Source organism: Cohnella rhizosphaerae (genome assembly GCF_029525575.1).
GTDB lineage: Bacteria > Bacillota > Bacilli > Paenibacillales > Paenibacillaceae > Cohnella > Cohnella rhizosphaerae.
Window position 1 is genome coordinate 2053504 of the sequence record NZ_JAPDIA010000003.1, and the last position, 14942, is coordinate 2068445.

Here is a 14942-nt window from a genome sequence, read left to right on the forward strand (position 1 = left end):
ACATCCTGTAATCGCTCGTTGTATACTGCCTAGAGGAGGGGATGACGATGGCGACGGAGATCAAGGATCGGATCGACTTGGCGACGATCAACTGCGAGAAGGAATTGACGCTGGCGGTGATCGGCGGCAAATGGAAGCTCATCATCTTGTGGCATCTTGGTCTGGAAGGCACGAAGCGGTTCAGCGAGCTGAAAAAGCTGATCCCCCACATTACGCAAAAAATGCTGACCAATCAGCTGCGCGAATTAGAGGAGGACCAGCTGGTTTTCCGCAAAGTATATCCCGTGGTTCCGCCGAAGGTGGAGTATACGTTGACGGAATATGGCGAGAGTCTCATCCCCGTTTTGAAGATGATGTACAATTGGGGCAAACATTACGGCGAGCAAGTCATCTGGAAAGACGGCAAGACGGCTCCGGAGACCGCGGCGGCCGAGGCGTGATCATCGGTGCGTAGAAGGTGAGCATCGTGACGAGCGATGGTGACGCCTCGCTATTCGCTGCGTCCCGCCGATCTCGCCACCATAAGACGCTCGCACATCCTTATTCCTCTGCGTCCTGCCGCTTAGGCAGGAATAAGACGCTCGCACATCGCTATTCCACCGCGCACCGCCGATCCCGCCGGAATAAGACGCTCGCACATCGCTATTCCACCGCACACCGCCGATCCCGCCGGAATAAGACGCTCGCACATCGCTATTCCACCGCGCACCGCCGATCCCGCCGGAATAAGACGCTCGCACATCGCTATTCCACCGCGCACCGCCGATCCCGCCGGAATAAGACGCTCGCACATCGCTATTCCACCGCGCACCGCCGATCCCGCCGGAATAAGACGCTCGTATATCCTTATTACATTGCGTCCCCGCCGGTCGCCGCTCCCGCCTCGTTGGAAGCGGTCATTCTAGCGACGTCGGGGAGCAGCATCAAAAAATCGTACGGCAGCTGGTGACACGGCACCGGCATTTTAACCGAAGCGGGGGGCGGTAACCCCCTAAATATCCGTGTCCGCCGCCTGGATGCCCACGATCCGGTCGCGGTAGTCGCTCGGGTGATAGCCGGTCGCCTCTTTGAATATTCGGCTGAAATGCTTCCAGTCGCTGTAGCCGACCTGCGCCGCAATATCGTAGATTTTGGCTTTGGGATCGGCCAGCCGCTTCTTGGCTTCCGCTACGCGAACGTTCGTTAGATATTCGAGAAAAGTCGCGTTCGTGCGGGCACGGAACAAACGGCTGAGATGGCTCGGGCTGACATAGACGGCCGCCGCGACGTCGCCGATGTTGAGCGCTTCCGAAAATCGGGCTTGAATGAACGTCTTGGCAAGCGCCACGATGCCGAATTCGGAGTGATCGGGAAGTACGGCGCCCAGCCAGCCGTTGAATTCGGTCATAAGCAGCTGAAGGAACCGATCCTTCGTTCTTGACCATAACAGCTGTTCGGTGAGTTTGGGAATCCGGTTGAAAAGCGTAAGACTCGCCGCCGGGTAGCTTTTGGCCAATTGGGCGTACAAAAACTGGATCAACCCCTCTGCAGCCGAGAGCGGAGCCGCCGCCTGGCGCTCGAAGATGCGCAGCAATTCCTTTTCTAGCTCCGAGAGAACGGCCTGCGCATCGCCGACTTCGATCGCGGATGGAAGCGAAGACCTGGCCTGAACGGACAGCGGCAGGGGCGCCGCAGGCGCGAAACGGTAAATGCCGCTGCGCAAATGAATGCGATAAGACAGCGCGCTGCAAGCTTCCTTCTCCAAGGCGCGAAACGGCGACGTTCCGCTCGCCGCCGACAGGCCGAAGCTGATCTTCAGCTTGATGCTGTCCGACCAGAACGCGCGAACGGCCGCAGCCAGCTTATCGAGCTTGCCGGCAGCCGCTTCGGGCGTCTCCGCGCCGGCGCCGATGAGCATATTGAAGCTGTCCAGCGGCGAGCTGGCCGATATAAAATAAAGATGGTCGAGCCCGTCGGCAGCCTCGTAAATGACCTTCCTGTACATCCAGAGAATCATTTCGTCGTTTCCGAGCTGGGAACGCCTATCCTCGCCGCCTTCATCCAGATCGCAAGCGAGGATCATTTTCGTCGGATACGCAAGCGCGTCGAACTGTTCTTCGCGGAAAAACCGGTCGCGTTTGCGGTCGGTCGTCTTCCGCAGGTGAATTCTTTGGAACAGGCTCGCGAGATCTTCCTTTTTGACGGGCTTGAACAAGTAGTCCTCCGCCTTCAGCCGGATCGCTTGCTGCATGTAGGAGGAATCGTTATAGCCGGTCAGCAGCACGACCGGAATCTCGGGATGGCGGTAACGGATCGTTCCCGTCAAGGATAAGCCGTCGATCCCGGGCATATGGATGTCCGTGATGACCAGATCCACGGGACGGGAAGAAAGGATATCCAAAGCTTCGGCGCCGCTGAGCGCGCTGTAAATCTCTCCGCCTGCCGACGCTTCCGGCAATTCGGAGAGGAGCGCGGCCAAGCCCTTCAGAATCGTATCCTCGTCATCTACGATCAGCACGTTCATCGCGCAAGCCCCTCTCCGTAGTCGAATTTAAGCGGGATTTTCAAGGCGACGATCGTCCCGTTGTGCGGCTCGCTTTGAATATACATTTCCCCCTTCCTCCTTGTAGATCAGGCGAATTCTACGATAGACGTTCAACAAGCCGACGCTGCCCGTCTGGCCCGTATCGGCGCTCAGATCGCTCCAAATCTTGTTCAACTTATCCGGGGAAATGCCTCTGCCTTCGTCGATGACGGAGATGCTAAGCTGCCCCTGCCTGGCTTTGATACGGATCGTCACGGCGATCGTCCCGGTCAGGCTGCTGCCGTGGACGATCGCGTTCTCGACGAGCGGCTGGAAAAGCAGTCCCGGCAAATAGGCGGGGAGCGCGGCGTCGTCGATGTCGTACTCGATCTGCAGCCGATCGCCGAAGCGAAGCTTTTGCATGTGCAGGTAGTTTTTCATAAATGCCATTTCCACCGCGAGGGAGACCATCTCGTGCTCCCGGACGGCGTGATAGCGGAACAAGTCGGCCAATGCGATCAGCCCTTGCTCCGCGGATTCCGACCGGCCGCTCTTGACGAGATAACGCAGCGTTTCGAGCGAGTTGTTCAGGAAATGGGGATTGATTTGGCTTTGCAGCGACCGAATTTCCGCTTCCTGCTTCAAGATTTTCGACTGATACACTTCGTTGATCAGCACGTGAATCCGGCCCGCCATTTTGCTGATCGCGCCCCATACGCGCCCGACTTCGTCGGTCCGCATCGGGGGGGAACGGCATTTGAAAGTCGTTTTTTTCCAGGTCCCGCAGGCTGACGACGAGAAGCCGAAGCCGCCGCGTCATGCTGTACGCCAGCAAGATGGCGGCAATGACCGCCACGGTCGTGCCCGCGGCAATGCCCCCGATCGTCGACCATTTCACCTTGCCGATGCCTTGCGTCAGGTATTCCGCCGGGATGACGGCGATGACCTTCCAGCCCGTCTGGTCGGATTTGGTGTAGCTGACGAGATGCCGGATGCCGCCGAGCGAGACGAAGCGGGAGCTCCCGGCTCGCGACCAATCGCCTCCGGCGAGGCCGAAGTCGCCCTTCCATTCCTCGCCCGCGCCGACGCCTGGATCGCCTTTGGCATACATCAGCCGATCGTGGTGATCGAGAACGAAGAGACGGGTGTCCGGCCCGAAGTTCACGTCGAGCAGCATGGTGTTGATCAGCTGCAGGGAACCGTCGACTTCGAGAAAACCGGCCACGTTCTGGCCGTCCTGGCTGCGGATCGGCTGAACGATCTTGAACACGGGCGGCGCGCCCGGCGTATCCGAGAGCGCTTCGGTGCCGAATATGACAGGGACGGGGTTGCGCTCGTCCACTTCCGGATACCACGATTCTTCCCTGTAATTCCGTTGCGCCAGCCATACGCCGCCTTCCCCGATCTGATAGTAGAACGCGCCGGAGTTGTGCGAATAGAGCGTCACGCCCGTCACGTATTGCCGCTGCTCGATGTTCAGCTGCCGCATCGCGTCGTTGAGCTGGATCGAGGCCATCAGCGACTGCGTGCCAAGCGCGCCGTCCGATTCGGCTTGCCGGAGCGCACGGCGGATCGATGAGATGTTCTGCTTCGCGAGCGCCGTGCGGGTAACGTACAGCAGCTCCCCCTTGATACGTGTCCAGATGGCGGCTCGTCTGGCTGAGCAGCTGCGGGATATACGCTTTGATTTGATTTTCCATGGAGAGGCTGTAGTAGTAGTAAGAAACGATGCCTACCGTGGAGAGCGTCCCCGAGATCAAAAGAGAGTAGACGACGATCAGCTTGGTGGCGATCGGCCAATTGTCGATCGTCCAACGTTGATTGGGTCGCTTCGACGCTTTCGGCGGCTTTAGCGGTTTCAAAGGCATCAACGGCTCCCTTCCCTGAACCGGAACCAAGTGAACGGCGCGGTTTTCTTCTACGATGACTTCAGTTAATCACGATCGTCGGGAATGCGCAATTTCCTCGAAGCGACAAGGTCGGATCGTCCCCCCCATGCGCAAGGATTGACCTATTTCCATGCGCCGCTCTATTCCCTAACATTAGGCGTATACAAACGGCGGCGAAAGGGGAGGGACGCGTGCTTCGGTCGAAAATAGGGAAACATAAAATTCTCTATCTGCTTTTTATCCCGGTCATCATCTACTTTATTACGTTCCGATATTATCCGATGTTCGTTCAGGTGCTGCTGGCGTTCAAGCAGTACAATCTGACCGGCGGCATCTGGGGGGAGCGGCTGGGTCGGCTGGGACAATTTCAGCGCGCTGCTTCATCACAAGGACTTCAAGAGAGTCTTTATGAACACGGTGGAAATCAGCCTTTTGCGCATCGGATTCGGATTTTTTCCGCCGATCCTGCTCGCGATACTGCTGTTCGACCTGGCCTCCTCCCGGTTCCGCAAAGTAAGCCAAACCGTGCTTTACATTCCGCACTTTTTCTCCTGGGTTATCGTGTACGCGATCGCCTATGCGATGTTGTCGAACACGGGGTTCGTGAATCAGGTTTGGCAGGGGCTGACGGGACATACGATCGCCTTCCTGACGTCCGAGTCCTGGTTCCGGCCGATCTTGATCGGCACCGGCATCTGGAAGGAAATCGGCTGGGGAACGATCATTTACCTGGCGGGGTTAACCGCCCTGGATCCATCGCTCTACGAAGCGGCGAAGATCGACGGAGCGGGACCGGTCAAGCGCATTATCCATATCACGCTGCCGGGCATCTCCTCCATCATCGTGTTTCTGTTTACGATCCAGATTGGCTCCATCTTGTACGCGGGCGGCGAGCAGGTCCTGCTTTTCTACAATCCCGTTACGTATTCGGTGGGCGATATTATCGATACGTGGATTTACCGCCAAGGCGTTGCGCAGCTCCAGTACAGCATGGCGACGGCCATGTCGCTGTTCCAATCTTTCTTTGGCCTGCTGCTCGTCCTGGCGGCGAACAAAGCGGCCAGAAAATACGCCGGCACGGGCATTTGGTAGAAAGGAAGCGTGGATATGAAACCGTTCCGGGGCGAACGCCTTTATCAAATTTTCTCTTTTGCCGTCATCGGGCTGTTGTCGCTGGCTTCGGCGTATCCGATCGTATACGTAGTGTCCATGTCGCTCGTCAGCGAACAGGAGTGGATTCAGCGCAACGGCTTTATTTTTATTCCGTTCCATCCGACCTTTCTGGCGTATGAGCGGTTGTTCGCCGGAAGCGTGTTTACGAATGCGCTGACGGTCAGCGTGCTAAGGGCCGTAATCGGCACCGCGCTGACGCTGACCATGACGATGATCGGCGCCTATGTCGTATCCCGCAAGCGGCTGCCGGGACGGAAGATTTTCTTGTTTCTCATCCTGGTCACCGTCTTGTTCAACAGCGGGCTTATCCCGACTTACCTGGTCGTCAAGGATCTGCATCTGCTCGACACGTTCTGGTCGCTGATCGTTCCAGGGTTGATCGACAGCTGGAGTTTGCTCGTATTAAAGCAATTTTTCGAAGGAATTCCGCAGGAGATCGAAGAGTCGGCCGAAGTCGACGGGGTGAACGACTGGTCCTTGATGACCCGCATCATCCTGCCGATGAGCAAGCCGGCGCTGGCGGCCATCGGGCTGTTCATCGCCGTGGCCCACTGGAACAGCTGGTTCGACGCTTTCATTTATATCAACAGTCCGGATTGGATGCCGCTGCAGTTGATCATGCGGAACATGTTCGCGAATGCGAACATCGGCTCCGACTTCAATCCGACTTCCGTGCTCAATCCCGCGCAGCGCGTCTCGACGGAATCGCTCAAGATGGCGGTCGCGGTGATCGGTACGGTGCCGATCTTGCTCGTTTATCCGTTTCTCCAGAAGCATTTCGCCAAAGGCATGTATCTGGGCGCGGTGAAAGGATAAATGCAGAAAACTGACGATGGGGGAGCAGCAAATGAGGAAAAAGCTAGCAAGCGCACTATTGACGATGGCGTTGTCGGGCACGGCGGTGTTGACGGGGTGCAGCGGAGACAAGTCGGAGACGGGCGGTTCGAGTCCGTCGTCCGGGAGCCAGGCAGTCAGCCAGACAGCGGGCCAAGGCACCGCGGCAGCATCGGATTCTTCCGACAAGAAGGTGACGATCTCCTTTATCGAGAACGGCTGGGTCAATACGCCGACCGACGACAACGATCCGTGGAAAAAGTGGATGAACGAGACGTACAACGTCGACTTCAAGCTGTCCGCCTATCCCGAATCCGATCTCGAGAGCAAGCTCATGGTGCAATTCGCTTCGAACGATCCGCCAGATATGATCTACGCCTGGGATCTGAATACGATCAAAAAGCTGTACAAGCAGGGCGTGCTGCTCGAGGATTGGACGCCTTATCTGGATAAGCTGCCGACCTTGTCGGGCACCTTCTCCAATCAGTCTAAAGCGTACGTGAACGAAGGCGGCAAAATGATCGGATTGCCGACGCTGCCCGAATCCTAATACGTTTTCGTTCAAAATCAGGCAGGATTGGCTCGACAAATTACAACTGAAGCAGCCGACGACGCCGGAAGAGCTGCTGGACGTTTTGCGCAAATTCACCCACGACGACCCGGACGGCAATCAGAAGAACGACACCTGGGGCATCAGCTCGGCCGGCGCCGGCGCCAATCTGGGCGAACTGAAAAACCTCGAGCTGATGTTCGGCAAAAGCCGGATCTTCGCGGGCAGCGGCGAGGCGGAGAGCGCGATCGTCAACGGCACGCACAAAAAGCTGCTCGACTACGTGAAGACGATCGTGGACGAGAAGCTCATCGATCCGGACTGGTACACGCAAGGCTGGGAGCAGCGCAAGCCAAAGCTGTTCGCGGGCAAGGTGGGCTTGACGTTCTACCCGGGCGTACTCGTCAACGAGGTGGAAGGCGGCACCGGCTCGACCGGCTCGACGATCGGCTGGTTCGAGAACCTGCCGATGCCCAAAGGGGGCCCGGATGGCGGCAAGCTCCCGCCCGGCGCGATCAACAGCGGGATCATCACGATCTCCAAGGCGGCCGCGCAGGATCCGGTGAAGCTGGAACGTATCCTGAAGATCCTCGAGAACTCCACGTATCCGAACGACGGCTACTGGGCGCTTCGCTGGGGCGTCGGCGTCAACGGACAGAAGGTCATGGACGTCGAAGGCGGCGGCAAATTCGTCAGCCTCAAGGGAGAAGCCTACCGCCAGGACAACAAAGGCGCTTACGACTGGGGAACGTGGGTCGCCACGGGACAGGACGGCGTGGTGGAGAGCACGAACGAACAGCCGGCGGAATCGGATAAAAAGCAGATGAGGCTGGACAACGAAACGATGCAAATGCCGGCCAATCCGAACGATATGGCGATGCTGACCCTTGATCCGCAGATTGTGTCCGACCTGGATACGCTGCAGAACGAGTTCGACATCAAGTACATTTTGGGCGGCACCAAAGATTATGACGGGTTCGTGAAGCAATGGCTGGCGTCCGGCGGACAGACGCTGCTCGACGAGGCGACGAAGCAGTTCAAGGCAGCCGGTCTGATCAAATAATGGCGCGGTTCGCGAAGCTGTAGCGTAACTTTTTTGCCCCTACAGCAACTTTTGGACCGGTTCGCGACGCTGAAGAGCGTGTTTGAGGTGAAAATCCTGCACTTTTAATCGATTGATGATTACGCCGTGCTGCGCTAGCCAGCTGCGACATCGCGGGGGCGTCGAAGTTCTATCTAGGAACAAACTGGCCCTCTTGCGCCATCGCCCCGCCGCCGAAGTCTCGGTTAGAAACAAACTAGCCATCCTGCGCCATCGCAGGGCCGTCGAAAGTTCTGTGTAGCAACAAACTGGCCCGCTTGCGCTATCGCGCGGTCGTCAAAGTCTCGGTTAGGAACAAACTAGTTTTCTTGTAATCGGATGTTCCAGGAGGAGATCAAGCGCAATTGTGCTCGATCTAGACACGGATAACCCGGAGCTGAGAGCTGAGAGCTGGGAGCCGGGAGCCGGGAGCGATAAGTGTTGAAAAGCAGTTAATCGGCGCGCTGATCGGGGCTGAGAAGGAAATAAGTGTTCAAACGCATTTAATTGGTTCAAGACCGGGTCAAAACGCTCGAAAGTGGGAATTTAATTGCGCTTCAACACTTATTTGGCCCAATAATGTCGTGATCAAAGGAAATAAATGCGTTTTAACAACTATTGGCTATACGCCGCGAGCGCGAGCACGTCAAGCCCGTCAAGCCCGTCAAGCCCGTCAAGCCCGCCAAGCCCATCAAGCCCGTCAAGCCCACGCCACGCCTCGCTGGCGGGCGCCGCCTGCGGAGGCGTTGGCGCGGTTGGTTGTGCGTTCAGGCGGTCACGGGCTGTCCACCGATCGTGAACGCGCTTGATGCAAGGACCGTCAGGGAGAGCTGCGACCTTCCCTGACGGCTTTTTTTATGTTCGCGCAGAGCTGGGCATCTTTTAACGCCAATTCACAAAAGCCGGCCAATCTTTAAGTTTGATTTAAGCCGCGGCCCGCATGATGGAAACAAGACATAAGGCAATAGCCGCCGTCTTAACCATAATCGCGCTCTGCCGAGCGTTCAAGGAGCGTTGAACGATGAGATTAAAAACAGTAAAAATCCTAAGCGCCGCGACGATGGCCGTATTGCTTAGCGCATCAATCGCAGGATGTTCCCGGGCGCAAAGCGGCGGCGAAAGTGCCGAAGCTGCGCAAGCAGCGGTTACGCAGTCGGCAAGCGCGCCATCCGCGAGCGAGCCGTCCGCCGCAACGTCAACGACGAGCACGACGGCTGCCTCCGGCGCAGCTTCGGCAACCGGAACGACGAAGCTAGATTCGTCGACTTTGTTCAGCGATCGCGATCTAGCGCAGACGGCGGATCTGACGGCGGCTGCGCAAGTGAAGCTGGAGAGCGGCAAAGACGTGACCATCGATGCCGAAGGCGTCTACGTGCTGAGCGGCGACGCGACCGATGCGACGGTGATCGTCGAGGCGCCCGACGATGCCAAGGTGCAGCTTGTCCTCGATGGCGTCAGCATCGTCAATGCGGATGCGCCGGCCATTTACGTAAAGACAGCGGACAAAGTGTTCGTGACTGCGACGGACAGCGCGAATCGTATGGAAGTCACGGGCGCTTACGCGGCCGATGGAGAGACGAACCTGGATGCGGTCATTTTCTCCCGCGCGGATCTGACGCTGAACGGAACCGGGACGCTGGACATCGTATCGAAGGAAGGGAACGGGATCTCGTCCAAGGACGATCTCAAGATCACGGGCGGCGTTTATAATATCCAGACGGCTGCGGATGCGCTGGAGGCGAACGATGCGATTTTGATCGACGACGGTACGGTCACGATCGACGCCGGCAAGGATGCCCTGCACAGCGAAAACGAGGAGGATGCGACGCTCGGCTATATCTATATCAAAGGCGGCACGCTGAACATCGCCGCGGGCGACGATGGCATCCAGGGCACCAGCCTGGTTCAAATCGACGGCGGCACGATCGACATTGCCAAAAGCGAAGAAGGCATCGAAGCCAACTATATTTTGATCAACGACGGACAAATCAAGCTGTATGCGAACGATGACGGCATCAACGCCGCGCAAAAGGCGAGCGGCGACGTCGCGATCGATGTCAACGGCGGCACGATAGATGTTACGGTGGGCAGCGGGGATACGGACGCGTTCGATTCCAACGGCGATCTTTATGTGAACGGCGGCACCATCAAGGTGACGGCCCCGACCTCTTCGTTCGACGCGGACGGTACGGCCCAGCTCAACGGCGGCGATGTCACGGTCAACGGCGAGAAAATCACGGAGATGCCGGTATCGCGCATGGGAGGCGGCGGTGGCGGTGGCGGCAGAGGCGGCATGCGAAGGTAAGCGGAAACGTCCCGAATGAAGAGAGGCGGCAGCCTCTCTTTATCAGATGAACGCGCCAGATTTATGCATCATTTTCGGTTCCCCGGGGACGCTAATCACCAAACGACGGGGAGCGGATACAAAGATGAGGCTGGCGCCGATCCAGAATCCGGAGAAGATCAAGAAGGTTGGCGAAATATACGAAAAGGTCGTCGATGCCAATAAAGATTATTTCGACTTTTGGCTGAATCATACGCTGTTCCATTGGGACTTCTGGATATCCCTGGCGCTGACGATATTGCCATGGGCCGTGTGGCTGAAGGTCAGAAAAAAAGGCAGCGCGGACCGTTCGTTATTCGTCATTTTTTTTTACCGTTATCGTTACGTGTTGGTTGGACTTTGTCGGCACCTCTTACGGGCTATGGTATTACACGGGCAAAGTGATTCCTACGATTCCCGTGTTTGTCCCATGGGATTTTTGCGTACTTCCCGTTTTTATCGCTTTGCTGATCGAATACAAGCCGCATTTCTCTCCGCTGGTCAAAGCGATGATCTTCGCTGGCGTCAGCGCCTTTATCGGGGAGCCTGTCTTCCTTTGGCTGGGCTTTTATGTCATGGTAAATTGGAATATCCTGATTTCGTTCCCCATTTATTTTCTCATCTACCTGGCTTCTTACAAGATCGGCACAAAAAAAACGCTTTGCGGCGTTTTAAGAGAAAACAACTGCGTTTCAACCGCTGTTTGGATAGGCGGCGAGCGCAAGGACGCCAAGCCCGCGGGCTTGGCGTTGTTTATGGTTCTGTAACGACGAATATTGCAGCCTCTCATTGCATCCGGCAGATGTCTTGACATCGATTCTTGTTTAAGTTAGTCTTTATATAAGCAATTCCTTGTATAATAAAATGCTTGTATAATTGCGTTTATCAGGGAGGCGAGCGCCATATTTAATCTGGAATCCTGCCTAGGCGCCGTTACCCGCACGGTAACGGAGCTCGAGCGAGAGGGGGAAGCCCGCGCGCAACGTGACGCTGGAGCGCGCGTACGACACGACGCTGGACGATCTGTGGGATGCCATGACCAATCCGGAGCGCCTGCCTCGCTGGTTTGCGCCGGTCGGCGGCGAGTTGCGCCTGGGAGGCAGGTATCAGATCCAGAACAACGCCGGCGGCACCGTGACCGAATGCGAACCGCCGCGTTTTTTCGCCTTGACCTGGGAGTTCGCCGGGGGGCTAAGCTGGGTCGAGGTGCGATTGTTCGCCGAAGGGGAGGACCGGTCCCGCTTAAAGCTGTCGCACATTTGCCCGGTCGACGACCATTGGAAAAAGTTCGGGCCGGGCGCGGTCGGCGTAGGCTGGGATTTAAGCCTGGCCGGTCTGGCATTCCATCTTGCCGACGGCGGTGCGGAGCGGATCGATGAGCATGAATTCGGCGCCTCCGTCGAAGGAAAGGCGTTCATGGCCGACTGCAGCGAGGAATGGCGTCGCGCGGCAGTCGCCGGCGGGGAGAACGAGTCCCGGGCCGAGGCGGCCGCGAACCGGGTTACGGCCTTCTACACGGGCGGCGAGCCGCCGGAGGCCGAATGAACGCATTCGACGTGCTCGGCGATCCGGTTCGGCGCCGCATTCTGATGGCGCTGGCCGAGAGCGAACGGCGTTCCGGCGATATCGTCGAGATCGTCCAAGGCGAGTTCGGCATCTCCCAAGCCGCCGTCTCGCAGCACCTGAAGATTTTGCGGGACAGCGGGTTCGCCCGCGTCAAGGTCGACGAGCAGCGCCGCATCTATTCGCTCGATTCCCGGCCGCTGCAGGAGGTCGACGAATGGCTCGATCGTTTTCGCGCCTTCTGGGAACCGAAGCTCGGCGCGCTGGACACCGAGATCGCGAGAGGCAAGAAAATGCGGCAAACGAAAGGACAACCTGAAGGGCAACCTGAAGGGCAACCGAAAGCGTGAAGCTTCATGGGCGTTTGGCGGACCGAACCTTACTTGAGAGCGGGAGGAAGATAAAAGATGGACAAGGTGATTCCTTTTTTTGATGTTTCAGGACGGCAAAGCGGAAGAAGCGATGAATTTTTACACCTCGCTGATCGAGGACTCCGCCATTACGAATATCATTCGGTACGGCGCGAACCAAGCCGGGGATGAGGGCACCGTCATGCAGGCGACATTTACGTTAAAAGGCCAGGAATTCATGTGCATCGACAGCAACGTCAAACATCAATTTACGTTCACGCCATCGTTCTCCATCTATGCGGTCTGCCATACCGAGGAAGAAATCGACGCGCTCTACGAGAAACTGAAAGAGGATCGACAAGCGCTGATGCCGTTGGGCGATTACGGGTTCAGCAAAAAGTTCGGTTGGGTGAACGACCGTTACGGCGTTTCGTGGCAGCTTAACCTGGTATAACGGCTTGTTCGGAAACGGACGCGGAGAGAGGCTGCCCGCCTCTCTTTTTTTGTTATCGGTAATGGTTCATGATCTCCGCTATATAACGTTGAAAATCCGCTACGTAAGCTGCCGGCGCCACGAGTTTGATTTCCTTGCCAAAGCCCGCCAGATGTCGAAACACGATTTGGCTTTGCGGAATGCGGATGGTCGCCGACAGCCATTCGGCGCTATGGGGCGTCAGACTGCTTCTCCCGTACCTTTCGATGAATTGATCCCTGATCGCGGGCGAGATGAGCGCCTGGACTTCGACGAGCTGCGGCGTGAAGTCTTCTGCGGGCTTTCGGTCCATTGCGTCGTCCCGCGGAACGAATGTCTGCTTGTCCGGCGCCAGATGGTCGGTTCGGGACAGCTTGAACGTTCGATACCCCGCGCGCGTCAGGCAGAACCCGATCAGATACCAGCTCGACTCGCTGAAATGAAGCTGATACGGCTCGACGGTTCGCTTCGTGGACGTGCCGTTTTTATCGATGTAGTCGAAGGTCAGCCTTCTGCTATGCCGGATCGCCTCCTGGCACAAGCGCAGGATGTCCGCGATCTCGTCGCGGCCGCCCCAGTCGTAGAAGGAGAGATGAACGGCGCTTTTTTACATGCCCGGCCTTTACCATCGATTCGATTTTTTTGATCGTGACCTCGACTTCCCGGCTGACGTAGATTTGCTCCAACCCGCCTAAGGCAACCAGTATATTCTCCAGGTCGCCGCTGTTCAAAAGGCGCTTGTCGATCTTGTATTCGTCCATGATACCGTAGCCGCCGTTCGCCCCATGGATCGAATAGATCGGTATGTTCGACAAGCCGAGCGTCTCCATATCGCGGAGGACGGTTCGTTTGGAAACGTTGAACAAGCGCGACAGCTCCGTCGTCGAGACGGTTTCCTTTTTGCAGCAGAATCATGACGATCGCGATCAGCCGCTCGATTTTATCCATCTTTTTTCTCCCGCCCGGTTGGAATGATGACAAGATGCTGTCACCTATCATAGCGTATGCTCCTCTTATAACAAAGAGGAGGTTTTAAGCATGGCGGTTATCGCGTACTTGAACTTTGATGGGAATGCGGCGGAAGCGATCGATTTTTATGCCAAGGCGTTCGAGGCGGACGAGGTGAAGCAGGTGAAGTTCGGGGATCTCCCGCAAGATCCGAACTACCCGCTGCCTGAGCGCGAATTGAACATGATCATGGAGTCGTCGATCGCGTTTGCCGGGGGGAAGCTCATGATATCGGATCTGTTGTCGGCGATGAAGCAAGGCTCCGGCGAACTGGTCCGAGGCAACAATGTGCTTATCAGCATCGCGAACGAAAGCCAATCGACGCTGGAACGCTGCTTCGAACGCCTATCGGTCGGCGGCCATGTGATCATGCCATTGTCCGATACGCCCTGGTCCTCCTGCTTCGGCATGCTGGCCGACCGGTTCGGCATCGTCTGGAAGTTCAATAGCGACGCGGACAAGTTTCTGGATCGCGTGCTCGCGATGAAGCAATCGTAAAAAAAAAGGAGCTGCACGGCTTGCCGATGGAAATGAAAAACCTGCTCGCCGTCAAAACGAAAGCGGAATTAAGGGCCTGGCTGCGCGAAAATGGCGGGACCGAAAAAGAATGCTGGGTCATCGTCGGCATGAAGCCGGCCGCGGATACGCTGCTGTATCTGGATGCCGTCGAACAAGCCTTATGTTTTGGGTGGATCGATAGTACGAAAAAGAAAGTCTCAGAAACGGAGGTTGCGCAAAGACTATCTCCAAGGAGCAAAAAAAGCGCCTGGACCGAACTGAACAAAGCGCGGGTCCGCCGGCTCGAGAAGCTGGGGCTGATGACGGAGGAAGGCAGGCGCGTCCTTCCCGATATGCGACCGGATGCTTTTAAGATCGATCCGCTCGTCGAGCGACGGCTTAGGGAGGACGCGGCGACCTACGAGAACTTCGCCCGGTTCCCGACTTTGTACCGAGCCGTCCGGATCGATACGATTCAGAGCTGCAAGAAGGATGCCGAATTGTTCGGCAAGCGATTGGAGAAGTTCGTCCAACATACCAGAGAAAATAAAATGTACGGCCAGTGGCACGACGACGGACGGCTGCTGGAGGATTCGGATTCATAATTGGCGCACGCTTTTAGGGGCGAACTAAAGGGAGAAGCAGAGGAATATCCTGCTTCGTCCCTTTTTCGTTTGGTGGCTATGGCCTAAGTGACA

Annotated in this window: 17 protein-coding genes and 1 pseudogene; 14 read left to right on the forward strand and 4 right to left on the reverse strand. The window is 57.0% G+C overall.

What is annotated here, in order from left to right:
• Positions 1-47 precede the first annotated feature (47 nt).
• Positions 48-440 carry a winged helix-turn-helix transcriptional regulator gene (locus tag OMP40_RS14800; protein ID WP_277533200.1) on the forward strand — a complete coding sequence of 131 codons (393 nt, stop codon included), beginning with the start codon at positions 48-50 and terminating at the stop codon, positions 438-440.
• Between the two features lie 551 nt (positions 441-991).
• On the opposite strand, the gene OMP40_RS14805 is transcribed toward OMP40_RS14800, so the two are convergent.
• Positions 992-2503: a response regulator gene (locus OMP40_RS14805; RefSeq protein WP_277532330.1), complete on the reverse strand. Its 1512-nt coding sequence runs from the start codon at positions 2501-2503 to the stop codon at positions 992-994.
• Between the two features lie 27 nt (positions 2504-2530).
• Positions 2531-3244 carry a sensor histidine kinase gene (locus OMP40_RS14810; protein ID WP_277532331.1) on the reverse strand — a complete coding sequence of 238 codons (714 nt, stop codon included), beginning with the start codon at positions 3242-3244 and terminating at the stop codon, positions 2531-2533.
• A gap of 16 nt (positions 3245-3260) precedes the next feature.
• On the opposite strand from OMP40_RS14810, the gene OMP40_RS14815 reads away from it, so the two are divergent.
• The 10 genes and pseudogenes from OMP40_RS14815 to OMP40_RS14860 all read left to right on the forward strand — a co-directional run bounded on the left by OMP40_RS14815 (position 3261) and on the right by OMP40_RS14860 (position 12720).
• Positions 3261-4082: a hypothetical protein gene (locus OMP40_RS14815; protein WP_277532333.1), complete on the forward strand. Its 822-nt coding sequence runs from the start codon at positions 3261-3263 to the stop codon at positions 4080-4082.
• Positions 4083-4800: 718 nt separating this feature from the next.
• Positions 4801-5484 (forward strand): ABC transporter permease subunit, encoded by a 684-nt coding sequence (locus OMP40_RS14820; protein WP_277532334.1) that lies wholly within the window; start codon positions 4801-4803, stop codon positions 5482-5484.
• Between the two features lie 15 nt (positions 5485-5499).
• On the forward strand, positions 5500-6381 hold the full coding sequence (locus tag OMP40_RS14825) for a carbohydrate ABC transporter permease (RefSeq protein WP_277532335.1): 882 nt from the start codon (positions 5500-5502) through the stop codon (positions 6379-6381).
• A gap of 31 nt (positions 6382-6412) precedes the next feature.
• Complete coding sequence (locus tag OMP40_RS14830) at positions 6413-6949, forward strand: type 2 periplasmic-binding domain-containing protein (RefSeq protein WP_277532337.1); 537 nt, start codon at positions 6413-6415, stop codon at positions 6947-6949.
• A gap of 85 nt (positions 6950-7034) precedes the next feature.
• Positions 7035-8012 (forward strand): type 2 periplasmic-binding domain-containing protein, encoded by a 978-nt coding sequence (locus OMP40_RS14835; protein WP_277532338.1) that lies wholly within the window; start codon positions 7035-7037, stop codon positions 8010-8012.
• A 1039-nt stretch (positions 8013-9051) separates the two neighbouring features.
• Positions 9052-10335 carry a carbohydrate-binding domain-containing protein gene (locus tag OMP40_RS14840; protein WP_277532340.1) on the forward strand — a complete coding sequence of 428 codons (1284 nt, stop codon included), beginning with the start codon at positions 9052-9054 and terminating at the stop codon, positions 10333-10335.
• A 371-nt stretch (positions 10336-10706) separates the two neighbouring features.
• On the forward strand, positions 10707-11120 hold the full coding sequence (locus OMP40_RS41770; RefSeq protein WP_420871936.1) for a CBO0543 family protein: 414 nt from the start codon (positions 10707-10709) through the stop codon (positions 11118-11120).
• Between the two features lie 217 nt (positions 11121-11337).
• Positions 11338-11898, forward strand: a complete 561-nt coding sequence (locus OMP40_RS14850; RefSeq protein ID WP_277532342.1) for an SRPBCC family protein — start codon at positions 11338-11340, stop codon at positions 11896-11898.
• Complete coding sequence (locus tag OMP40_RS14855; protein ID WP_277532344.1) at positions 11895-12266, forward strand: ArsR/SmtB family transcription factor; 372 nt, start codon at positions 11895-11897, stop codon at positions 12264-12266. The genes OMP40_RS14850 and OMP40_RS14855 overlap by 4 nt, the downstream gene beginning before the upstream one ends.
• A gap of 57 nt (positions 12267-12323) precedes the next feature.
• A pseudogene (locus OMP40_RS14860) lies at positions 12324-12720 on the forward strand (VOC family protein).
• A gap of 52 nt (positions 12721-12772) precedes the next feature.
• Here OMP40_RS14860 and OMP40_RS40130 read toward each other — a convergent pair.
• Both OMP40_RS40130 and OMP40_RS40135 read right to left on the reverse strand, forming a co-directional pair.
• The gene (locus OMP40_RS40130; protein ID WP_338131122.1) at positions 12773-13279 is read right to left on the reverse strand and encodes a helix-turn-helix transcriptional regulator; all 507 of its coding nucleotides are present in this window, start codon (positions 13277-13279) and stop codon (positions 12773-12775) included.
• On the reverse strand, positions 13254-13604 hold the full coding sequence (locus tag OMP40_RS40135) for a helix-turn-helix transcriptional regulator (protein ID WP_338131123.1): 351 nt from the start codon (positions 13602-13604) through the stop codon (positions 13254-13256). The genes OMP40_RS40130 and OMP40_RS40135 overlap by 26 nt, the downstream gene beginning before the upstream one ends.
• Here OMP40_RS40135 and OMP40_RS40140 point away from each other — a divergent pair.
• From OMP40_RS40140 to OMP40_RS14875, 3 genes are all read left to right on the forward strand, one after another.
• Positions 13588-13713 carry a hypothetical protein gene (locus OMP40_RS40140; RefSeq protein ID WP_338131124.1) on the forward strand — a complete coding sequence of 42 codons (126 nt, stop codon included), beginning with the start codon at positions 13588-13590 and terminating at the stop codon, positions 13711-13713. The two genes, OMP40_RS40135 and OMP40_RS40140, sit on opposite strands and share 17 nt — an antisense overlap.
• Positions 13714-13776: 63 nt before the next feature.
• Entirely contained in the window at positions 13777-14244 is a 468-nt protein-coding gene (locus tag OMP40_RS14870) for a VOC family protein (protein WP_277532346.1), read from the forward strand.
• Positions 14245-14270: 26 nt separating this feature from the next.
• Positions 14271-14849: a YdeI/OmpD-associated family protein gene (locus OMP40_RS14875; RefSeq protein WP_277533203.1), complete on the forward strand. Its 579-nt coding sequence runs from the start codon at positions 14271-14273 to the stop codon at positions 14847-14849.
• Positions 14850-14942 lie beyond the last annotated feature (93 nt).